Source organism: Aeromicrobium panaciterrae, assembly GCF_031457275.1.
Classification (GTDB): Bacteria; Actinomycetota; Actinomycetes; order Propionibacteriales; family Nocardioidaceae; genus Aeromicrobium; species Aeromicrobium panaciterrae_A.
The window spans coordinates 2,298,007-2,318,983 of the sequence record NZ_JAVDWH010000001.1; the positions used below are offsets into that span (position 1 = coordinate 2,298,007).

The following is a 20,977-nucleotide window of genomic DNA, read 5'->3' on the forward strand; positions in this document are numbered from 1 at the left end:
TCAGGCCGGAAGAACCTGCTGCAACCAGCCGTGACGGTCGGGTGCGCGACCGTACTGGATATCGACCAGAGCGGCCCGGAGCTCAGACGTGACCTTGCCTGCCTCGCCGTCACCGGGGACAGCCTCCCCGCCCTCCCACTTCAGCGAGCGGATCGGTGTGACGACTGCGGCCGTTCCGCAGGCGAACACCTCAGTGATCGTGCCGTCGGCACAGCCGTCGCGCCACTCGTCGATGCTGACCCGCCGCTCGACGACTTCGTGTCCGAGGTCGCGTGCCAGCGTGATGAGCGAGTCGCGGGTGATGCCCTCGAGGATCGAGCCGGAGAGCTCTGGGGTGACGATTGAGCCATCGGACTGAACGTAAAAGAGGTTCATGCCACCCAGCTCCTCGACCCACTTGTGCTCCGTGGAATCCAGGAACGCAACCTGGGCACAGCCCTGAGCTGCGGCTTCCTGCTGGGGCAGCAGACTCGACGCGTAGTTGCCGCCGCACTTGGCGGCGCCTGTGCCGCCCGCACCGGCGCGGGCGTACTCAGTCGACAGCCAGATCGAGACAGGCTTGAGACCCTCGGGGAAGTAGGCACCGGCCGGCGAACTGATGAGTCCGTACGTGACGTGCTGGCTGGGCCGCACGCCGAGGAACCGCTCCGACGCGAACATGAATGGACGGAGGTACAGACTCTTCTCGTCACCGTTCGGAACCCATGCCGCGTCGACTTCAATGAGCGCCTTGATTGAACCGATGAACCAATCGGTCGGGAGCTCAGGCAGCGCGAGTCGATGCGCGGACCGCTGCATCCGCTCGGCATTTGCCTCGGGACGAAACAGCCAGATCGAGCCGTCGGCGTGCGCGTACGCCTTGAGTCCTTCGAAGACTTCCTGGGCGTAATGAAGAACAGCAGTGGCCGGATCAAGCGTCAGGGGGCCGTAGGGCACGATCCGTGGATAGGCCCAGCCCTCGTCCGGCGTCCACTTGGCCAAGAACATGTGGTCCGTGAAGTAGTTGCCGAAGCCTGGATTGGCGAGGATCACGCCAAGCTCGTCGCGGGTCCGCGGATGCGGATGCAGCTCGACGGTTGGGGCAAACGCGGGTGATGCAGTCATAGGAGTCACGGTAGTACTTTCTGAGGTCGGAGGGTAATGGTCGTTAACCGACCGCTACGCCTCCGGCCACGCGTGCGGCGATAGCCTCTCCCACCTCCTCTGTGCTGCGAGGAGAGGTGCCACGTGACGCGATGTCGGACTCGACAGCTGCGTTGATCTGGGCAGCCGCTTCGGGCAGACCCAGGTGATCGAGAAGGAGTGCGGCCGAAAGGATGGCGGCAGTCGGATCTGCCTTCGACTGTCCGGCGATGTCGGGGGCTGATCCATGGACCGGCTCAAACATGCTCGGTGCAGTGCCATCGGGGTTGATGTTGCCGCTGGCGGCAACACCAATGCCACCCGTTACGGCGGCGGCGAGGTCGGTCAGGATGTCGCCGAACAGGTTGTCGGTGACGATCACGTCGAAGCGTGACGGATCAGTGACCAGGAAGATCGTTGCGGCATCGACGTGAAGGTAGTCGACAGCGATGTCGGGGAACTCGGTCGCGACAGCGTCGACCGTACGAGTCCACAGGTGTCCGGCGTGGACGAGGACGTTGTTCTTGTGTACCAGGGTGAGCTTCTTGCGAGGCCGAGCCTGGGCGCGGGCGAACGCATCGCGGACAACGCGCTCGACACCGAATGCCGTGTTGACGCTGACCTCAGTCGCGAGCTCCTGCGGCGTGCCGACGCGGATTGCGCCGCCGTTGCCGACATAGGGGCCCTCGGTGCCTTCGCGGACCACGACGAAGTCGACGACTCCGGGGTTGGCGAGAGGAGTGGGGACGCCCGGGTAGATCTTCGACGGGCGCAGGTTGACGTAGTGATCGAGCTCAAAGCGAAGCTTGAGCAGCAGTCCGCGCTCGAGGGTGCCTGAGGGCACGGTCGGATCGCCAACGGCTCCGAGCAGGATCGCGTCGTGCGTACGGATCGAAGCGAGCTCAGCGTCAGGGAGGACTTCGCCGGTGGCGTGCCAACGCTTAGCGCCGAGGTTGAACTCGGTCTTGTCGAAGGCGACACCGTGCTCTGCAGCGACGAGGTCGAGCACCTTGAGTGCCTGGGCAGTGACTTCGGGGCCAATACCGTCACCGGGGATGACAGCAAGCTTGTACGTGCGACTCATAGGCGTCATTCTACGGTCGTCGTCTCATGATTTGAAACAGCCGTCTTGTCATTTGGGACGCCTCAGTTGTCGTCGGGACGGTCGTCGAACTCGAGCTCGAGTTCGGGGGTTGGCTCATCACGCAGATGCGCCGGTCCCCACTCCATCAGGTACGGATCCATGGTCTTGCTCCTTCGTTGATCGCGCCGACGGAGGTGGCGGGTCCGCCGTTCCGCCAGACACCAAAACCGGAGATCATCCGGAAAGGAGAAAGAGATGCATCAACAGATCAGATCGTGATCTGGATCCCTGCGGCGGAACGGCGAGCCAATGCCGAAACTCCGCGGCAGGGGTGGCCCTAAGAGGCCCTGCCGCGGCAAGCGATTACTACGAGCTGCTGCTTCCGCATGTGTCGAGAGTAGACCGACCATTGCTGCTACGTCCGCATTTCTTCGCCGAGTCTCGATTGACGAGACGATTTGAGAGCGCCGCCAGACGTCAGTCAGTCATGCGACACTGTCTGGCGTGAGCGCGCCAGCGGAAGTCCCCGAGATCGTTTCGAGCACGCTCGACCTGTCTCGCCAGCGCGGATTCATCACGTCGATTCGCAACGAGACCGGTCGATTGCTTGCCGCGCTCGCTGCCTCGCGTACGGGAACACTCGCCGAACTAGGCACCGGCTGCGGTGTCGGTTCGGCCTGGCTGTCGAGCGGCGCTCCGAAGGATGCCCGGATTGTCAGCGCCGAGCTCGACCCAGCTCTGGCCGAAGACGTTCAGAAGATCTTCGCCGAGACGCCCAATGTGGACGTCATCGCCGGCGACTGGTCGACGCTGGAGCAGTACGCACCGTTCTCGCTGTTGTTCGTTGACGTTCGCGAGGTCATGGAAGCCATCGACGTGTTCGCCGATCTCCTTGAGCCAGGCGGCATCGTCGTGCTCGACGACTTCGAGCCGTCAGCGTTCTGGCCGCCCATCGTCGAGGGTCGCGTCGACACCATTCGTGAGCGCTGGCTGACCGACGATCGGTTCGCTGCCGTCGAGATGCTCATCGACGTCGACGCCTCGCTCATCATCGCCACTCGCCGCTGACAGGTCGATCTGCGCCAACGGCAGGAAGAACTGCACGATCGGGCCGATCGTCAGGGCGTACAGGACCGTTCCGACGCCGACCGTTCCGCCGAGCAGGAAGCCGACCACGAGGACGGTGACCTCAATCGTGGTGCGCCAGAAGCGAACGCTTCGCCGAGTCCGCTTGACCAGGGCGAGCCACAGCCCATCGCGCGGTCCCGGTCCGAGCTGAGCACCGATGTAGAGCGCGCCGGCAAAGCCGTTTCCGACGACTCCCCCGACGAGAAGGAGACCGCGCAGCCAGATGTTGTCCGGCTGGGTGATCACGGCGATGCCCAAGTCAGCAGCAAGTCCGATGATGATGACGTTGAGGACTGTGCCGATGCCTGGGATCTGCTTGAGCGGGATCCAGAGCAGCAGGACGATCGCACCCGTCACGATGACTACTTGTCCAAAAGTCAGCGGCGCCTGCTCGGCCACGCCTTCATGGAAGACGTCCCATGGGTCAAGGCCGAGAGTCGACTCGACCATCATCGCCATCGTGAATCCGTAGAGGAACAGCCCAGCGATGAGACGAACGAGCCGCTCTGGCATGCGCGTCATCGAGAAAACTGCTGCGTGATCCATGGACCCAACTCTTCCTGGTGGCTGCGTGGAGGCGGGCGTTTGCCATAGCCGTCCGTGGCGACGGCGCGGGCGAGCGCTGTCAGCGTCGCCGCGAGGGCAAGGAGCCCAACGAGGGCGAGGATCACGGTCATGACTCCATGGTGCAGCAGATTGGCATTCCAATACATAGCCAATTGTGAAACAGTGGCCTCGTGTCCACGCTCATCTCTGCCTCCCGCCTCGCCACCCTGCTGAGGCCATACGCCTCCGATGGGCCTGCCTATCGCGGACTCGCGGAAGGCATCCGGCTGCTTGTCGTCGACGGTCGAGTCCTCGACGGGAGCCGGCTGCCCAGCGAACGCGAGCTGGCGACGGCGCTCGGGGTCAGTCGGACAACGACCACACGTACGTACGCCGAGCTACGCGCGTCAGGCCTTCTGCGTTCGCGTCAGGGTTCCGGGAGCGTCATCCATGTCCCGTACGCCGCATCCAGCGCGAGCAGCCTGATCGTCACGCCGGACGGCGAGGACACGATCGCGCTCACCTACTCCGCACCTGCCGGACCCGCTGGCCTCGGCCGGGCCTTCGAGGCGGCGGTCACCAAGCTCCCGGGCCTTCTGGCAACAACCGGCTATCTGCCGGACGGGTTGCCAATGCTGCGGGAACTCCTCGCCCAGCGCTACACCGATCGCGGACTGCCCACAGATCCTGATCAGATCGTCATCACGAATGGCGCCCTTGGCGCCGTCTCGTTGATGGCCCACACCGTGCTCTCCCCCGGCGACCGTGTGATCGTCGAAGGTGCGAGCTACCCGCACGCCCACGAGGCATTCTCAGCTGTCGGCGGGCGCCTGTCGGCGCTGCCGATGCTCGATACTGCGTGGGATGTTCCGGCTCTTGCGTCGACTCTCAGCGGTTCCAGTCACCGCCTGGCCTATTTGATCCCTGACTTCCACAACCCCACCGCGTCGATCATGAGCGATGACGAACGCAGCGCATGGGCACGAGAGCTGCGTCGGCACGACGTGCTGCCGATCATCGACGAGTCCTTGCGCGACGTGAATCTCGACGGAGTCGAGCTGCCGCCGTCGTACGCGAAGTACGACAACCGCACCGTTCTCGTCGACTCGGCATCCAAGGTGTTCTGGGGTGGCCTCCGGGTCGGCTGGGTCCGCGCTCCCCGCGATCTCGTCATGCCGCTGATCCAGTCACGTATGACCCTGGACCTGGGCAGCGCGGCATTCGAGCAGCTCGTACTCGCCGAACTGCTCGTCGAGGGTGGACAGACCGCGGCGGCCGGCCGAGCGACGTTGCGCGCTGGCCGTGATCATCTGCTGGGCGAGCTCGCCCGCCAGTTGCCGGATATCGAGGCGGAGTGCCCCGCCGGCGGGCTCAGCTTGTGGCTCACGCTTCCGGATCGCATCTCGTCGCAGCTCACCGCAGCGGCCGCACGCCACAAGTTGCTGCTGACTCCCGGACCTCGCTTCTTCGCGCGCGCCGGATCGGCGGGCGAAAAGCACCTGCGACTGCCCTACACGCAGTCGCCAGAGATCCTCACCGAAGCTGTCAGCCGATTGGCGCTGGCCTACGGCGAGGTACGCGGCTCTGAGCGGGCCGTCGCGGAGACTCCCCCGCGATCGGCCACGCTCGAGATGATCGCTTAGCGGGCAGCTTGGCCGTCGACGTAGTCGGCGTCCTGCTGCTTCCACGAGAAGTGCGAACGGAGAATCTTGCCGGTCGCCTCGATCGAGTGGCCGGCTTCCTTCTCGCGCAGCTCGAGGAATTCCTTGCCGCCGTTGTCCTGGTCGCCGATGAAGCGCGTGGCGAACGTGCCGTCCTGGATCTCGGCGAGAACCGACTGCATACGCTCCTTGACCGACGCATCGATGATGCGCGGACCTGAGACGTAGTCGCCGTACTCTGCGGTGTCGGAGACGCTCCAACGCTGCTTCGCGATGCCGCCCTCCCACATGAGGTCGACGATCAGCTTGAGCTCGTGCAGCACCTCGAAGTACGCGATCTCCGGCTGGTAGCCAGCCTCGGTCAGCGTCTCGAAGCCAGCCTGGACGAGGTGCGAAACGCCACCACAGAGCACTGCCTGCTCGCCGAAGAGATCCGTCTCGGTCTCCTCGGTGAAGGTCGTCTTGATGACGCCTGCGCGTGTACCGCCAATGGCCTTCGCGTAGGAGAGCGCGAGGTCCCATCCCTTGCCACTGGCGTCCTGCTCAACCGCGACGATGTCGGGGATGCCGCGACCGGCGACGAACTCGCGACGCACGGTGTGGCCGGGTGCCTTGGGAGCAACCAGGAGGACGTCGACGCCCGCCGGGGGCTCGATGTAGCCGAAGCGGATGTTGAAGCCGTGACCAAAGACCAGGGCGTCGCCCTCGACCAGGTTGGGCGCGATCGACTCGGCGTAGATGTGGCGCTGGAACTGGTCGGGTGCGAGCACGACGGTGACGTCGGCTTCCTCGACTGCTTCAGCGACCGAAAGGACGCGGAGGCCCTCGGCTTCAGCCTTGGCCTTGCTCTTGGAGCCTTCGGCCAGACCGACACGAACGTCGACGCCGGAGTCGCGCAGGTTGAGCGCGTGCGCGTGACCCTGGCTTCCGTAGCCGATGACCGCCACGTGGCGTCCTTGGATGATGCTCAGGTCTGCGTCGTCGTCGTAAAACAGTTCAGCCACTGGGGTTCTTCTCCTTGAAGCGGTTTTGAGTGTTGGGTGTTGCTAGTCAGACTGCCTGCGAGCCAGGAACGGTACGCAGGGTGCGGTCGGTGATGGAACGGGATCCGCGACCGATGGCCACGCGTCCCGACTGTGCGATCTCTCGGATCCCGAAGGGCTCCAGGACGTTGAGCATCGCGGTGAGCTTGCCGGAGTCGCCGGTTGCCTCGATCGTCACGGCGTCTGTGGCGACGTCGACGACCTTGGCGCGGAACAGCTGCACGGTCTCGAGCACCTGCCCACGAGTCTGGGCGTCAGTACGGACCTTGATCAGCATGAGCTCGCGCTCAACTGCCGTACTCGAGTCGAGCTCAACGATCTTGAGCACGTTGACGAGCTTGTTGAGCTGCTTGGTGACCTGCTCAAGCGGAAGCTCATCGACGTTGACAACGATCGTCATACGCGAGATCTCGGGGATCTCTGTCGGCCCAACAGCGAGCGAGTCGATGTTGAAGCCGCGACGCATGAACAAGCTCGAGACGCGCGCGAGAACACCCGGGGTGTTTTCGACGAGCACGCTGAGAGTGTGGCGGGACATCAGATCATCTCCTCTGAGTCGAACTCGGGAGCCATGTCGCGAGCGATCTGGATCTCGTCATTGCTGGTGCCGGCGTGGACCATCGGCCAGACCATTGCGTCGCGCTCGACCACGAAGTCGATCACGACCGGCCGATCGGTGATCGCCATGGCCTTCTCGATCGTGGCGTCCAGGTCGGCCTCGCTGTCGCAGCGAAGTCCGACGCAGCCGTACGCGTCCGCCAACTTCACGAAGTCGGGGATACGACGAGCGCCGATCTCCTCCGGTCCGGTGTTGAGGTCGGTGTTGGAGTAGCGACCGTCGTACAGCAGCGTCTGCCACTGGCGCACCATGCCGAGTGAGGAGTTGTTGATGACCGCGACCTTGATCGGGATGCCCTCGATCGCGCAGGTCGCGAGTTCCTGGTTGGTCATCTGGAAGCAGCCGTCGCCGTCGATGGCCCAGACGACCGTTCCGGGCAGACCGACCTGCGCGCCCATCGCGGCAGGAACGGCGTAACCCATCGTGCCGAGGCCACCGGAGTTGAGCCATTGGCGCGGACGTTCGAAGTCGACGTAGTGGGCGGCCCACATCTGGTGCTGGCCGACGCCGGCCGTGTAGGTGGCGTCAGGTCCGGCGATCGCGCTGATGCGTTCGATGACCGTCTGCGGAGCGAGTCCCGTCTTGGGCTTGTCGTACGCGACGGGGTACTTCGCCTTCACAGCGAGCATCTGCGCCTTCCACGCGCTGCACTCAACCGTGAGCTTGTCCTCCGAGGTCTGCTTCTGCAGCATCGCGATCAGATCAGCGATGACCTCGCGGCAGTCGCCCACGATCGGGACGTCAGCTGCGCGGTTCTTGGAGATCTCGGCAGGGTCGATGTCGGCGTGGATGATCTTGGCGCCGGGTGCGAACGAGTCGAGCTTGCCCGTCACCCGGTCGTCGAAGCGAGCACCCAGCGAGATGAGCAGATCGCTTTTCTGCAGCGCACCGACAGCAGCGACGGAACCATGCATACCGGGCATGCCCAGGTGCAGCTCGTGTGAATCGGGGAACGCTCCACGTGCCATCAGCGTCGTGACAACGGGGATCTGGGTCAGCTCGGCAAGAACCTTCAGCTCTTCCCATGCCTCGGCCTTGATGACGCCACCACCGACGTACAGGACCGGGCGCTCGGACTCAGCGATCAGACGCGCGGCTTCGCGCACCTGCTTGCCGTGCGGACGCGTGGTCGGGCGGTAGCCGGGCAGAGCGAGCTCGCTCGGCCAGTTGTACGTGGTCTGCGCCTGCAGCGCGTCCTTGGAGATGTCGACGAGGACTGGGCCGGGACGACCAGTGCTGGCGATGTGGAATGCCTCCGCGATGACGCGCGGGATGTCATCGGCGTTCGTGACGAGGAAGCTGTGCTTGGTGATCGGCATCGTGATGCCGCGGATGTCGGCTTCCTGGAACGCGTCCGAGCCAATCGCGCCACTCGGGACCTGGCCGGTGATCGCAACGATCGGGACCGAGTCCATGTGTGCGTCAGCGATTGCCGTCACGAGGTTGGTCGCGCCGGGACCCGACGTGGCCATGCAGACACCCACGCGGCCGGTGACCTGCGCGTAGCCCTGAGCCGCGTGACCTGCACCCTGCTCATGGCGTACGAGGATGTGGCGGATCTGCTTGGAGTCGAAGAGCGGGTCGTACGCAGGCAGGATCGCGCCGCCTGGGATGCCGAAGATCGTGTCGACCCCGGCCTGCTCCAGTGCCCGCACGAGGCTCTGGGCCCCGGTGAGCTGCTCGGTCATGAGTTCTTCCTTCTGTTCATTTCAGTATGCCCGTGGCTTGTCGGTGAGTTCGCATAAAAAAATCCCTCGGCCGTGAGGCATTCGAGGGAGACGCGGGGCCGATCAGGCCATCGCGTCAGTCATCTACTACGAGAATTTCCACGTTCACGTCGCTAAGTCTCGTCCTGCGCGCCGAAATGGTCAAGTGCTGAGACAGGAAGTACCAACATGTGGACGATCACCAAGGTGACGGCACGTAGTCCTTGAGGAAGACGCCGAACAGGTCGGTGCCAGCCTCACCCTGGACGATCGGGTCGTACACCCGCGCGGCCCCGTCGACGAGGTCGAGAGGAGCCTTGAAGCCCTCCTCGGCCAGGCGCACTTTGGTCGGGTGCGGGCGCTCGTCCGTGATCCATCCCGTGTCGACGGCAGTCATCAGAATGCCGTCCTGCTCGAGCATCTCCCCCGCGCTGGTGCGGGTCAGCATGTTGAGCGCGGCCTTCGCCATGTTGGTGTGCGGGTGGCCCGGTCCCTTGTAGCGGCGGCTGAACTGGCCCTCCATCGCCGAGACGTTGACGACATATGTACGCCGCGCATCCGCTGCGGCCATCGATGGGCGGAGTCGGCTGACGAGGATAAACGGGGCCGTCGTGTTGCACAGCTGCACCTCGAGCAGTTCAAGGGCATCGACCTCGTGCACGCGCTGAGTCCAGCTGTTGACGTCGACAGTGTCAGGCACCAGTCCACCGGCGTCGATCCGCTCGAGATCGGCGGAACCTGCCGTAAGCGCCATCGCGGTCAGCTCCTCGGCCGTATGCGCGTCGCCGGCGAGCACAGGGTGCGAGTCGACTGAGCCGACGAGCGCCGCAGGATGCGCGTCGCTGGTGTGGCCGAACGTCAACAGCTCGGGCAACGGGCCTTCGGGGAGCGGAGCGTTCTCGGCTTCAGCCAGGGGTGCATAGGCGCCGGGCGTACGTCGTACGGTCTGCGCTGCGTTGTTGATCAGGATGTCGAGAGAGCCCTGCTCTGCCACCGAGTCGGCGAGCGCGACAACCTGTGCCGGATCGCGCAGGTCGATACCGACGATGCGCAGGCGATGCAGCCAGTCAGCGCTGTCTGGCATTGCGGTGAATCGGCGTACGGCGTCGTGCGGGAATCGCGTAGTGACCGTCGTGTGCGCACCGTCGCGCAGGAGGCGCAGTGCGATGTACATGCCGATCTTGGCGCGGCCACCCGTGAGCAGGGCCCGTTTGCCTGTCAGATCGGTATGGGCATCGCGCTTGGATCGATTGAGCGCAGCGCACTCCGGGCAGAGCTGGTGATAGAACGCGTCGACAACCGTGTACTTCTGCTTGCAGATGTAGCAAGGCCGCGCGACCTGAAGCGTCCCCGCCGTGGCGCCAGGCGCGTTGGAGACTAGCGGGATGCCTTCGGTCTCGTCATCGATACGCGTGGGTGAACCAGTAGCGGTCACCGAGACGACAGCACGGTCCGCTGCGGCAACCTGGGCACGCTTGTCGAGTCGACGGTTCTTCTTGACGTTCTTGTAGAACTTCCCGCACGCGCGACGCAGCGCAACGTAGTCGGGATCATCTTCGATGAGCTGTTCGGCGGCCTTGAGCACCTTCAGTGCAATGGCGAGCTCGTCCGGATCTATGTCAGACATAGGTCCTAGCCGCAGACGGCGCCGTCAGCGGCAGAGCTGACGAGCTTGCGGTACTTCGCGAGCACACCGGTTGTGTACTTGGGCGGCATGGGCTCCCAGCCGACCTTTCGAGCCTCGAGCTCTTCGGGTTCGACCTCGACCTCAAGCGTGCGGTTGGCCATGTCGAGGACGATCGGGTCGCCGTCCTTGACGAACGCAATGGGTCCACCGTCAACGGCCTCGGGTGCGACGTGTCCGACGCAGAGTCCGGTCGTACCGCCCGAGAAGCGACCGTCGGTCAGCAGCAGGACGTCCTTGCCGAGTCCAGCACCCTTGATGGCGCCGGTGATCGCGAGCATCTCGCGCATGCCAGGACCGCCCTTGGGTCCCTCGTTGCGGATCACCACGACGTCGTTGGCGACGATCGTGCCGTCCTCGAGGGCATCCATGGCAGCGCGCTCGCCGTCGAACACCCGAGCCGTGCCACGGAAGACATCGGAATCGAAGCCGGCGCTCTTGACGACTGCGCCATCGGGCGCAAGCGAGCCACGAAGGATCGTGAGGCCACCGGTCTTGTGAATCGGCTTGTCGAGCGTACGGATGACATCGCCATCAAGCTTCTCGGTGATGTTGGCGAGGTTCTCGGCCATCGTCTTGCCGGTGACCGTCATGCAGTCGCCGTGCATCAGACCCGCGTCGAGCAGCGCCTTCATGATGACGGCGGTGCCGCCGGCCTTGTCGACGTCGTTCATGACATAGCGGCCGAACGGCTTGAGGTCGCCCAGGTGCGGGACCTTGTCGCCGATGCGGTTGAAGTCCTCAAGCGTCAGCGGCACCTCGGCCTCGCGGGCGATCGCCAACAGGTGGAGCACAGCGTTGGTGGAGCCGCCGAGTGCCATCGTGACGGTGATGGCGTTCTCGAACGCCTCCTTCGTCATGATCTGTCGAGCCGTGATGCCCTTGCGGAGCAGCTCGACGACTGCCTCGCCGGAGGCGACGGCGAACTCGTCGCGGCGGCTGTCGATCGCCGGCGGTGCGGCCGATCCGGGCAGGCTCATGCCGAGTGCCTCAGCGGCCGTGGCCATGGTGTTGGCGGTGAACATGCCACCACATGCGCCTTCGCCAGGACAGATGGCGCGTTCGATCTTGTCGACCTCTTCGCGGGTGATGAGTCCCTTGATGCACGCTCCGACTGCCTCGAAGGCGTCGATGATCGTGACGTCCTTGCCGTCGACGTTGCCGGGCATGATCGATCCGGCGTACAGGAACACGCTGGCCAGGTCGAGGCGCGCAGCTGCCATCAACATTCCGGGGAGGCTCTTGTCGCAGCCAGCGAGCAGGACGGATCCGTCGAGGCGCTCGGCCATCATGACTGTCTCGACTGAGTCAGCGATGATCTCGCGGCTCACCAGCGAGAAGTGCATGCCTTCGTGTCCCATTGAGATGCCGTCCGACACCGAGATCGTGCCGAACTCGAGCGGATAGCCACCGCCGCTGTGCACGCCGGTCTTGACCGCCTTGGCCAGCCGGTCGAGCGACAGGTTGCACGGGGTGATCTCGTTCCAGCTCGAAGCCACACCGATCTGGGGCTTTTCCCAGTCGTCGTCACCCATGCCTACTGCGCGCAGCATGCCACGTGATGCCGTGGCCTCAAGGCCGTCTGTGACGGTACGACTGCGCGGTTTGATGTCGATGGGCTTTTCAGATGCCATGCGCCAAGCGTACGACCGGGCTCCCGGACGTCAGATCGTGGCTCAGAACAGTGGGACGAACAGCAGTGCGAGTCCCCAGCTCACGAAGCTCCCCACGAGCACATACTCCGCGCGCAGCCCCTCGGGCTTGTCACGCGAGATTTCGGGAAACCGGAGGATGCCCTTGGCTGCGACAACCAGGGCGATGGCGGCGAGGTTGCCGGTCACGGCGCAGCCGAACACGAACCAGCGCTCCAGCGGACCGAGCACGCGACCTCCTTGGAGGTCGTCCTCCTGCTCCAGGACCCGCGGCCCGGTCAGGGTGAGAACTTCACGTACGACGACATTGGCCGCGCTGGTCAGGAACAGGACGACGCCGAGCCCCAGCGCGAAGCGATCGAACGGAACGGTCGCGAGCGAAGGTATGTCGAGGTCGTCGTACCAGCCCTGGATCGGTACGTCGTCGAACGAGAGCTGCTCCGACAGAGCGATGAGCACGACGGTGTAGACCGCGAGCAGCGTGATGCCGGCGAAGGAGTCACTCCGAGCCCCGACAATCCACACGAAGACCGCGATGCCGAGCAGCGGGGCAAGCCACAGGGTGTTCCAGCCCGCGCCGACCAGCAACAGTCCGACGATCACGACGATGAAGCCGGAGAAGATCCTCCGGCCAATCAGGTCAGCCGCGCCTATTGCCGCGAGCAGGACTGCGAGCACACTCATCGAGGTACCTCCGCGATCGACTCGACCAGCACGCTGACACCGGATCGGTGACGCTGTGACACTGCGGAGGTCGAAATGCCCTCGTCGGTAGCGATCTGAGCCAGCTTCTTGCCGTCCAGAACGCCCAGCGCAATGCGTCGCTGGCGCCCGTCGAAGTCGCTCACGAGCGTGTCCCGACACAGCAGATAGGCGTTCACGACATCCCCCTGGTCAGATCCCTCGCGCACGATCCGGGTCCGAAGTCCCGGAAAATGGCGTCCCCTTGCTTTGGCGTCATCAATTGCCTCCCGAGCTGACCACCACGCCTGTCCGTCCTGTGTCAGACCGTACGCGGAGGTGCCGACGATCTCCACCTCTCCTTCGCCGATGCCGAAGCGGCAGTCCATGCTTTCGGGCAGCGCGAGCCTGACCAGCACGGTCGCGTAGAGCGCGTCGTGCAGGTTGGCGTACACACCCTGGAGCTCGTCGCCGATTGTCGGCTCGAGCTTTTGGAGTGCCGGGAGTCGCGTGTTCACGGCGTCGAGTGCCGCGAGCAGGTGCTGCTGGGCTTCTCCGCGTGACGTCTGCTGGCGAGAACCGACCAGGTCACCGATCACGGCGTACTGAAGTGCTGCATCTCGAAGTGAAGTGTTTTGCTTCATTTCTCTATAGTGAAGCCATTTGCTTGATTTAGCAACCTTGAAGCAGATTGCTTCATACATAGGATGGGTGCGTGACCATCGCTTTTGTCTCCGCTGCCCCTTTCCGTGAACTGGATGAAGACCTCCCCCTCCTGCTCGACGCAGCGAAGCAACGCGGCATCGACGCCGAGCTCGCCAACTGGGACGACCCTTCCGTCGACTGGTCCGCGTACGACGCCGTGATCGTCCGCTCGTGCTGGGACTACATCAACCGCCGCGAGGAGTTCCTCACCTGGACTGCGTCCGTGCCCAACCTCCACAACAGCCACGACGTCATCAGCTGGAACACCGACAAGGTCTACTTGCGCCAGCTCGAAGCTGCCGGCGTACCGATCATCGAGACGCGTTGGGACATCGCAGCCGGAGATGACATCGGAGAGCACGACGAGTGGGTCGTGAAGCCGACCGTCTCCGCCGGCTCGAAGGACACGGCGCGGTGGACCTCGCGTGACGACGTGTACGCGCATTCCGCCCAGCTCGTGGCCGCCGGTCGCACCTCGATGACCCAGCCCTACATTGCCTCTGTCGACGACGAGGGCGAGACCGCGATGCTGTTCTTCGGCGGCGTGTTCTCGCACGCGATCCGCAAGGGCGCAATCCTCGCCAAGGGCGAAGGCGTACGTCAGGACCGCGACGGACGTGGCGAGAACCCGATGTCGCGTGAGCCCTCCGAAGCTCAGCACGCCATCGCCAAGCAGGCACTCGCCGCAACCGACGAGATCCTCGGACGAAGTGCCGGGCTGATGTATGCGCGCGTCGACCTGGTGACCGCAGCCGACGGATCGCCGCTGGTCATCGAGCTCGAGCTGACCGAACCGAGCCTTTTCCTGCCGTGGTCCAACGGCGGCGCCGAGCGTCTCGTCGATGCGATTGCGACGAACCTCTGACCACGACGCGGGCGGGTGCGACAATTCACGGCGTGACCACACCGACAGCGTTCGTGCGCTACTACGACGTCATCAGCGCCGACGGCACGAAGCTCCGGGCCTGGACCAACGATGCCGAGGGTCCCGTCGTGCTGGTGTCGAATGGCCTCGGCACCAATCCGCACGCATGGCCGTCGTTGCTCAATCCCGGCTGCGGGGTGCGCGTCATCTCGTGGAACCACCGAGGCACCGGTGGCTCGGCTCGACCTGTCGACAACCGGGTTGATCTCGATGCCTTCGTTGAGGACGCCGTCGCCATCATGGACGACGCCGGAGTCGCGACCGCAACCGTGGTGAGCTGGTCGGCGGGAGTCACAGTCGCCTTCGAACTGGCAGGTCGCTACCCCGAGCGCGTCAACGGGATCCTCGCTGTGGCCGGAGTCCCCGGCAACACATTCGCCACGATGCTGGCGCCGATCAAGGTGCCGCCCTTCATCGCCAAACGCCTCATGGTCGGCCTGGCGCGCTCCGGCGGATGGTCGGGGCCGGTGATCGCGCCGATCACCAAGCGCATTCCGTGGACCAATGCAACGGCCAACATGCTGCGCTGGTCACGTCTGATCAACCCAGCAGCCGACGTCGGCGAGCTGCGTACGTTGCTTCAGGAGTTCTGCACGACCCACCCGTCCTGGTACGCCAAGCTAGCCATCGGCGTCTCGGAGCACCAGCGCGTGTCATTGTCATCGATCGCCGTGCCGGCCACGTTCCTCTCCGGCAAGTGGGACATGCTCACCGGCGCCCGAGACATGCTCTCCGCTTCCAAGCGGGTCGAGGGATCGCGCTACCGAGAGCTGGCGTCGACGCACTTCATCCCGGTCGAGTTCCCCGAGATCGTGATGGAAGAGCTCGAACTACTGCTCGACCGCGTTCACGCCTGACGCGCCAACGAGCGCTCGACCGTCAGTACACGTTCACGCCCGCCCCGCTTGGCCTCGTACAACAGTCCGTCGGCGGCCCTGACTGCATCGTCTCCACCCTCCGCGATCCCTGCGCTGAACGTCAGACCAGAGCCGTGGCCGTCCCACATCTCGGCACATCGGTCGAGGATCTCGGCGGCTTCCGCCGGTGTCGTACGAGGGAAGATCACCAGGAATTCATCGCCGCCGTAGCGGAATGCCGCATCGCCCGCGCGGGTCATCGACTGCAGCACACCGGAGAAGTCCGCGAGGGCCCGATCTCCAGAAATATGGCCCTGCGTGTCGTTGAATTCCTTGAAATGATCCAGGTCGATGACGGCAACAGCGCTGCTGTCCCCCGCCATTTCGAGGTGCGCTTCGAGCCGCGAGCGATTCAGCAAACCCGTGAGTGGATCGGTGGTCGCGAGCAGTTCCAGAGCGCGCTGCTTGTCCCGCAGCTCACCGAGCAGACGCGAAGGAACCTCACTGACCACGAGCCACACCAAGATGGCGAGGGGAAGTCGGATGACCGCGTCGCGGCTGCTCATGTCAGTGAGATGAAGCAAGAGCGCCGACGCGGGCAAAATGAACAGCAAGCCGGTTCCCGGCGGCTGAGTGATCCCGATGAACTGGAATGCCAGGACGATGAGGCCCGGCAGCAGAGTTCCGATGTCGCTCGAGGCCATGTGCAGAACGCCGAGTGTCGAACAGGTGGCCAGCGGCCACAGCAGGAGCGACCACCGTCGCTCCGCAAGACCGAGGTATGTCAAAGCTCTGAACGCCGCGTACCCGACGATTGCTGCACTGAGCAAGGTGACCAACGCTGCGAAAGAAATGGTCAGGGTGACGATCTCGGCCGTCAGCATGATGACGATCGCAATCGAGAACCTCAGGGCACCCCGACGGTGCCAGACAGCAATCTGTCCAGGCTCGTTCAAATCACCTGCGAGCACGGGTCTCCCTCCCTGTACGCCACTTCTGACGTTACCGGGATGTGCGGGGATCCGAGGCAAAACGGTCATACCCACCAGACGCGCCAGATGTGCACTTATGACGCGAAAATGTGACCCCAGTCACGTAGGGTTTTCGACTAGGCCAATTACGGCAGGTGAACGCGCATTTCCATCATGTTGTGATCCGACGGGATCGTCCCGACGAAATTGCCCGCTTCGTCGAGCGACAGCACCTGTCGCCACGTCTCGACGCGGATGCCCGGCGACACATACATGTAGTCGATGTGGGTGCCGACGTCGAACTTGGTGCGTGGTGGTGTGAGATAGAAGTGGTTCGCGGAGTTGTACTGCGCGTTGATCATCGTCTCGGCAAGCGCGTTGTCACCTGCGGCCCACGAGGCTTTGGCGTTGTCGAGCGGATCGATGTAGCCGGCACCCACGAAAACCTTGTACTGGCCGTTGTATGGCTGGGCGGAGCGGCTGGAGTTCATGTCACCGAGAATCACTGTGGGGCGACCTCCGGAGTTGGCCTTCGCCAGGTCCCGAACCTGCCGCGCCTGACGGATGCGCACATCGTTGTAGGTGCTGCTCTTCTGCGATCCGGGCTCGAGGTGGGTGGTGATCGCGAAGAAGGACTTGCCGTTCAGCCGATCCTTGAAGACAGCCCACACGGCGTAGCGGCGAGCGTCACCTTTCTTCAGGAGCACCTTGACGCCGCTGCTGACCACGGACAGGCGATCTCGGTTGTACGCCAACTGTGTGCCGCTGGAGGTCGATCCGCTGGTGGCGAGGGCGTAGGGGCTGCCCAGAAGTGCGAGCAGATCAGCAAATTGCTTCTTGCCGTTCCCAGCCCACGTCTTGGGGGTCGCCTCGGACAGTCCGATGACATCGGGCGCGATGCTCAAGATGTTGTCGGCGACGGGTTGGCGACGCGCACCCCAGTCAGTTGTCGAGTAGATCTTGCGGACGTTGTAGGCCGCAATCGACAGGCCTTCCGACGGCTCGTCGGCCGTCTGGAGACCGCTCGCTGAGACAGCGCCAGCCTGCGCAGACTGCCCTGTCGCGAGTGCGCTCGCCAAGACCAGGGCCGCGAAAATGGCACGTGCTCGCGTGCGTACGACAGACGTACTCCTCATGACAACTGCTCCCTCACAGCAAGACCCTCATCCTGCTCTCCCTGACACCAGTATCGGTGAACTGAAAAGAAAATCCGGAGAATTCGGAAATCGATCCAGGAGGACTAGGGCGTCAGGTCAGTTTTTCGAGGATGAGCTCGCGCACGCGACCGGCGTCAGCCTGGCCGCGCATCTCCTTCATCACGGCTCCGATCAGCGCGCCAGCGACACCAAGGTTGCCGTCACGGATCTTCTGCGCCGCGTCCGGGTCACCCTCGATGGCGCGATCGACCGCTGCACCAAGCGCACCATCGTCGGAGACAACTTCGAGGCTGCGCCCGGCGATGACTTCCTCCGGAGTGCCCTCCCCAGCGATGACACCGTCAAAGACAGAGCGAGCGAGCTTGTCGTTGATACGACCTGAGTCGATCAACGCCTGGATCTCGGCGACCTGTGTCGGCGTGATGCCGAGGGTATCGAGATCCGTGCCGGTTTCGTTGGCACGTCGAGCCATCTCGCCAAGCCACCACTTCTTGGCAGCTTGCGGAGTCGTGCCAGCCTCAACCGTGGCGACGATCAGGTCGAGCGCGCCCGCACCGATCGTGTCGCGCATGTCGAGGTCGGAGAAGCCCCAGTCGGCCTGGAGGCGAGCTCGGCGTACGGCCGGAGGCTCGGGCAGAGTCTTGCGCAGCTCTTCGACCCATTCGCGCGATGGCGAAACGGGAGCGAGGTCAGGCTCCGGGAAATAACGGTAGTCGTCAGCATCGGACTTCTCGCGACCAGAAGACGTGGTGCCGCTGTCCTCCTGGAAGTGGCGAGTTTCCTGCAGAACCTTGCCGCCCTCATCGAGGATTCCGGCGTGCCGCGAGACCTCGTACCGTACGGCTCGCTCGACTGACCTGAACGAGTTGACGTTCTTGGTCTCGGAGCGGGTGCCGAGCGTGTCCGAGCCCTTGGGCTTGAGCGACAGGTTGACGTCAGCGCGCAGCGAGCCCTGGTCCATGCGGACATCGGAGACGCCGAGACCACCGATCAGGTCGCGCACGTGCGACACGTAGGCGCGAGCAACGGCAGGAGCCTTGTCAGCCGGAACCTCGATCGTGCGGGTGACGATCTCGATCAGCGGGATGCCGGCGCGGTTGTAGTCGACCAGCGAGTAGTCAGCACCGTGGATGCGACCCGTCGAGCCGCCCACGTGCAGCGCCTTGCCGGTGTCTTCCTCCATGTGAGCGCGCTCGATCTCGATCCGGTAGGTCTCACCGTCGACCTCAACGTCAACGTAGCCGTCGAACGCGATGGGCTCGTCGTACTGCGACGTCTGGAAGTTCTTGGGCATGTCCGGATAGAAGTAGTTCTTGCGCGCGAAGCGGCACCACTCGGCGATCTCGCAGTTGAGCGCGAGACCCATACGGATGGCGGACTCGACGGCCTTGGCGTTCACGACCGGCAGAGCACCTGGCAGCGCGAGACATACGGGGCACGTCTGCGTGTTGGGCTCAGCGCCGAACTCGGTCGGGCAACCACAGAACATCTTGGTCGCCGTGTTGAGCTCGATGTGGATCTCGAGACCCATCACGGGGTCGTAGCGCTCGATGGCCTCGTCGAACGGGACAAGAGTCTCAGTCATCGGGCCACCTCCAGCTCGGGGGCCTGCGCAATCAACTGGCCGCCCCACTTCTCCTCGAGGAGTCGTTCGAGTGCAGCGCCGGCGTTGTAGAGCCGGTCATCTGCCTTCTGCGGTGCGAGGAACTGCAGACCCACCGGAAGGCTGTCCTCGTCGGCGAGGCCGATCGGAAGTGACAGTCCTGGGATGCCCACGAGGTTCGCGGGGATCGTGGCTACGTCCTGCAAGTACATCGACAGCGGGTCATCGAGCTTGGCGCCAAGCTCGAACGCAGTGGTTGGCGATGTCGGCGAGACGAGCACGTCAACCTTCGCGAATGCAGCCGCGAAGTCGGAGGCGATGAGCGTGCGCACCTTCTGTGCCGAGCCGTAGTAGGCGTCGTAGTAGCCGCTCGACAGCGCGTAGGTGCCGAGGATGATGCGGCGCTTGACCTCATCGCCGAAGCCAGCGTCACGACTCGAGGCCATGACCTGCTCAGCGCTCGGATCGTCGGAACCTTCGGGCGGCACGCGTACGCCATAACGCATCGCATCGAAGCGGGCGAGGTTGCTGCTCGCTTCACTCGGCATCACCAGGTAGTAGGCGGCGAGAGCGTGCTCGAGGCTCGGGAGTGAGACCTCGACAACCTCGGCGCCGGCGCCCGTCAGCAGGGCGACAGCCTCGTCGAAACGAGCGCGTACGCCGGGCTGGAAGCCATCGCCGCCGAGCTCCGTGATGATGCCGACCTTGAGGCCCTTGACGTCAGCCTTGCGTGCAGCGGCAACGACCGCCGGAACGGCTTCGTCAATGCTCGTCGAGTCACACGGGTCATGGCCACCGATGAGCTCGTGCAGCAGCGCTGCATCGAGGACTGAGCGGGTGACCGGGCCAGCCTGGTCGAGGCTGCTGGCCAGGGCGACGAGTCCGTAACGGCTCACTCCCCCATACGTCGGCTTCACACCAACGGTGCCGGTGAGGGCGCCAGGCTGGCGGATCGAGCCACCGGTGTCAGTGCCGATCGCAAGCGGTGCCTCGAAGGCGGCGACTGCGGCAGCGGATCCACCACCGGAACCGCCCGGGCTGCGGGTCGTGTCCCACGGGTTGAAGGTCGGCCCGTACGCGGAGTGCTCGGTCGACGAGCCCATCGCGAATTCGTCCATGTTGGTCTTGCCGAGAATCGGCAGGCCTGCAGCCTTGATGCGCTGCGTGATCGTCGCGTCGTACGGCGGGATCCAGCCGTCGAGGATCTTGGAGCCGCAGGTCGTGGGCAGGCCAATCGTCGCGACGATGTCCTTGACCGCGATCGGTACGCCGGCGAGGGCGTGCAGCTTCTCACCCTTGGCGCGGCGGGCGTCAACGTCAGCCGCCGTGGCGAGCGCACCTTCGGCGTCGACGTGCAGGAACGCGTGAATGGCGCCGTCAACAGCGGCGATGCGGTCGATGTGCGCCTGCGTCACCTCGACCGAGCTGGTGTCACCCGCGGCGAGCTTCTGTGACAGCTCGTCGGCTGTCGACTTCGTCAGATCGCTCATTCTTCACCCAGAATCTTGGGCACGCCGAAGCGTCCCTGGTCCGAAGCCGGCGCCATGGCGAGCGCTTCGTCCTGCGTCAGGCTCGGGCGTACGACATCCTCACGAAACACGTTGTTGACCGGGACGGGGTGACTCATCGCTTCGACGTCATCTCCAGCAGCCTGCTGGACAGCAGCGACGTACTCGAGAATCGACGGCAGCTCGGTCGCGAGATGGTCGAGCTCGGCGTCGCTCAGATCGATGCGCGCGAGGCCGGCCAGATGGGCGACATCGGCGCGCGAGATGCCCAAGGGCTCTGACATACAAATCCTTGCAAAAGAAGTCGGGGGTACTGACCCATCCT

19 protein-coding genes and 1 pseudogene are annotated in these 20,977 nt (G+C 64.4%); 4 read left to right on the top strand and 16 right to left on the bottom strand.

Translation table 11 applies throughout. From position 1 onward, the window contains the following. Nucleotides 1–1,104 carry a branched-chain amino acid aminotransferase gene (locus J2X11_RS11765; protein WP_309971131.1) on the bottom strand — a complete coding sequence of 368 codons (1,104 nt, stop codon included), beginning with the start codon at nt 1,102–1,104 and terminating at the stop codon, nt 1–3. 43 nt (nt 1,105–1,147) lie between these two features. Then, nucleotides 1,148–2,215, bottom strand: coding sequence for a 3-isopropylmalate dehydrogenase (locus J2X11_RS11770; RefSeq protein WP_396127860.1), 1,068 nt, complete (start codon nt 2,213–2,215; stop codon nt 1,148–1,150). Nucleotides 2,216–2,710: 495 nt separating this feature from the next. On the opposite strand from J2X11_RS11770, the gene J2X11_RS11775 reads away from it, so the two are divergent. Further along, entirely contained in the window at nt 2,711–3,274 is a 564-nt protein-coding gene (locus J2X11_RS11775) for an O-methyltransferase (protein WP_309971138.1), read from the top strand. 30 nt (nt 3,275–3,304) lie between these two features. Here J2X11_RS11775 and yczE read toward each other — a convergent pair. Next, a pseudogene (gene yczE, locus J2X11_RS14485) lies at nt 3,305–3,880 on the bottom strand (membrane protein YczE); the annotation flags it as partial. Further along, the gene (locus tag J2X11_RS11780) at nt 3,853–4,011 is read right to left on the bottom strand and encodes a hypothetical protein (protein WP_309971141.1); all 159 of its coding nucleotides are present in this window, start codon (nt 4,009–4,011) and stop codon (nt 3,853–3,855) included. The pseudogene yczE and the gene J2X11_RS11780, both read right to left, overlap by 28 nt. A gap of 60 nt (nt 4,012–4,071) precedes the next feature. Between J2X11_RS11780 and yczR the strand changes: the two genes are divergently transcribed. Then, nucleotides 4,072–5,523: a MocR-like transcription factor YczR gene (gene yczR / locus J2X11_RS11785; protein WP_309971144.1), complete on the top strand. Its 1,452-nt coding sequence runs from the start codon at nt 4,072–4,074 to the stop codon at nt 5,521–5,523. Here yczR and ilvC read toward each other — a convergent pair. The 7 genes from ilvC to J2X11_RS11820 all read right to left on the bottom strand — a co-directional run bounded on the left by ilvC (nt 5,520) and on the right by J2X11_RS11820 (nt 13,570). Continuing rightward, nucleotides 5,520–6,545: a ketol-acid reductoisomerase gene (gene ilvC, locus J2X11_RS11790; RefSeq protein ID WP_309971163.1), complete on the bottom strand. Its 1,026-nt coding sequence runs from the start codon at nt 6,543–6,545 to the stop codon at nt 5,520–5,522. The two genes, yczR and ilvC, sit on opposite strands and share 4 nt — an antisense overlap. A gap of 46 nt (nt 6,546–6,591) precedes the next feature. Further along, nucleotides 6,592–7,122 carry an acetolactate synthase small subunit gene (ilvN, locus tag J2X11_RS11795; RefSeq protein WP_309971166.1) on the bottom strand — a complete coding sequence of 177 codons (531 nt, stop codon included), beginning with the start codon at nt 7,120–7,122 and terminating at the stop codon, nt 6,592–6,594. Continuing rightward, nucleotides 7,122–8,891, bottom strand: coding sequence for an acetolactate synthase large subunit (locus J2X11_RS11800; protein WP_309971169.1), 1,770 nt, complete (start codon nt 8,889–8,891; stop codon nt 7,122–7,124). Before J2X11_RS11800 ends, ilvN begins: the two co-directional genes overlap by 1 nt. 217 nt (nt 8,892–9,108) lie before the next feature. Next, nucleotides 9,109–10,536 (bottom strand): SDR family NAD(P)-dependent oxidoreductase, encoded by a 1,428-nt coding sequence (locus J2X11_RS11805; RefSeq protein ID WP_309971172.1) that lies wholly within the window; start codon nt 10,534–10,536, stop codon nt 9,109–9,111. A 5-nt stretch (nt 10,537–10,541) separates the two neighbouring features. Continuing rightward, on the bottom strand, nt 10,542–12,227 hold the full coding sequence (gene ilvD / locus J2X11_RS11810) for a dihydroxy-acid dehydratase (protein WP_309971175.1): 1,686 nt from the start codon (nt 12,225–12,227) through the stop codon (nt 10,542–10,544). 42 nt (nt 12,228–12,269) lie between these two features. Further along, nucleotides 12,270–12,929, bottom strand: a complete 660-nt coding sequence (locus J2X11_RS11815; RefSeq protein WP_309971178.1) for a hypothetical protein — start codon at nt 12,927–12,929, stop codon at nt 12,270–12,272. After that, nucleotides 12,926–13,570, bottom strand: a complete 645-nt coding sequence (locus J2X11_RS11820) for a SatD family protein (RefSeq protein WP_309971181.1) — start codon at nt 13,568–13,570, stop codon at nt 12,926–12,928. The genes J2X11_RS11815 and J2X11_RS11820 overlap by 4 nt, the downstream gene beginning before the upstream one ends. A 71-nt stretch (nt 13,571–13,641) precedes the next feature. Here J2X11_RS11820 and J2X11_RS11825 point away from each other — a divergent pair, with 71 nt between their 5' ends. Next, complete coding sequence (locus J2X11_RS11825; RefSeq protein ID WP_309971183.1) at nt 13,642–14,496, top strand: ATP-grasp domain-containing protein; 855 nt, start codon at nt 13,642–13,644, stop codon at nt 14,494–14,496. Nucleotides 14,497–14,528: 32 nt separating this feature from the next. Then, complete coding sequence (locus J2X11_RS11830; RefSeq protein ID WP_309971185.1) at nt 14,529–15,413, top strand: alpha/beta fold hydrolase; 885 nt, start codon at nt 14,529–14,531, stop codon at nt 15,411–15,413. Here J2X11_RS11830 and J2X11_RS11835 read toward each other — a convergent pair. The 5 genes from J2X11_RS11835 to gatC all read right to left on the bottom strand — a co-directional run bounded on the left by J2X11_RS11835 (nt 15,404) and on the right by gatC (nt 20,924). Next, entirely contained in the window at nt 15,404–16,384 is a 981-nt protein-coding gene (locus tag J2X11_RS11835; protein ID WP_309971188.1) for a GGDEF domain-containing protein, read from the bottom strand. The genes J2X11_RS11830 and J2X11_RS11835 overlap by 10 nt on opposite strands. A gap of 146 nt (nt 16,385–16,530) precedes the next feature. After that, nucleotides 16,531–17,520 carry an endonuclease/exonuclease/phosphatase family protein gene (locus J2X11_RS11840; RefSeq protein ID WP_309971191.1) on the bottom strand — a complete coding sequence of 330 codons (990 nt, stop codon included), beginning with the start codon at nt 17,518–17,520 and terminating at the stop codon, nt 16,531–16,533. 112 nt (nt 17,521–17,632) lie between these two features. Further along, nucleotides 17,633–19,126, bottom strand: coding sequence for an Asp-tRNA(Asn)/Glu-tRNA(Gln) amidotransferase subunit GatB (gatB, locus tag J2X11_RS11845; RefSeq protein WP_309971194.1), 1,494 nt, complete (start codon nt 19,124–19,126; stop codon nt 17,633–17,635). After that, nucleotides 19,123–20,634, bottom strand: coding sequence for an Asp-tRNA(Asn)/Glu-tRNA(Gln) amidotransferase subunit GatA (gene gatA / locus J2X11_RS11850; RefSeq protein WP_309971196.1), 1,512 nt, complete (start codon nt 20,632–20,634; stop codon nt 19,123–19,125). Before gatA ends, gatB begins: the two co-directional genes overlap by 4 nt. Next, nucleotides 20,631–20,924: an Asp-tRNA(Asn)/Glu-tRNA(Gln) amidotransferase subunit GatC gene (gene gatC, locus J2X11_RS11855; protein WP_425548534.1), complete on the bottom strand. Its 294-nt coding sequence runs from the start codon at nt 20,922–20,924 to the stop codon at nt 20,631–20,633. Before gatC ends, gatA begins: the two co-directional genes overlap by 4 nt. Nucleotides 20,925–20,977 lie beyond the last annotated feature (53 nt).

Coding starts and splice junctions, on each gene's coding strand:
- J2X11_RS11840 (WP_309971191.1), bottom strand. CDS start 17,520: ATGAGGAGTACGTCTGTCGTACGCACGCGAGCACGTGCCATTTTCGCG.
- gatB (WP_309971194.1), bottom strand. CDS start 19,126: ATGACTGAGACTCTTGTCCCGTTCGACGAGGCCATCGAGCGCTACGAC.
- ilvD (WP_309971175.1), bottom strand. CDS start 12,227: ATGGCATCTGAAAAGCCCATCGACATCAAACCGCGCAGTCGTACCGTC.
- J2X11_RS11815 (WP_309971178.1), bottom strand. CDS start 12,929: ATGAGTGTGCTCGCAGTCCTGCTCGCGGCAATAGGCGCGGCTGACCTG.
- J2X11_RS11800 (WP_309971169.1), bottom strand. CDS start 8,891: ATGACCGAGCAGCTCACCGGGGCCCAGAGCCTCGTGCGGGCACTGGAG.
- ilvN (WP_309971166.1), bottom strand. CDS start 7,122: ATGTCCCGCCACACTCTCAGCGTGCTCGTCGAAAACACCCCGGGTGTT.
- gatA (WP_309971196.1), bottom strand. CDS start 20,634: ATGAGCGATCTGACGAAGTCGACAGCCGACGAGCTGTCACAGAAGCTC.
- J2X11_RS11770 (WP_396127860.1), bottom strand. CDS start 2,215: ATGACGCCTATGAGTCGCACGTACAAGCTTGCTGTCATCCCCGGTGAC.
- J2X11_RS11765 (WP_309971131.1), bottom strand. CDS start 1,104: ATGACTGCATCACCCGCGTTTGCCCCAACCGTCGAGCTGCATCCGCAT.
- J2X11_RS11805 (WP_309971172.1), bottom strand. CDS start 10,536: ATGTCTGACATAGATCCGGACGAGCTCGCCATTGCACTGAAGGTGCTC.
- J2X11_RS11820 (WP_309971181.1), bottom strand. CDS start 13,570: ATGAAGCAAAACACTTCACTTCGAGATGCAGCACTTCAGTACGCCGTG.
- J2X11_RS11780 (WP_309971141.1), bottom strand. CDS start 4,011: ATGACCGTGATCCTCGCCCTCGTTGGGCTCCTTGCCCTCGCGGCGACG.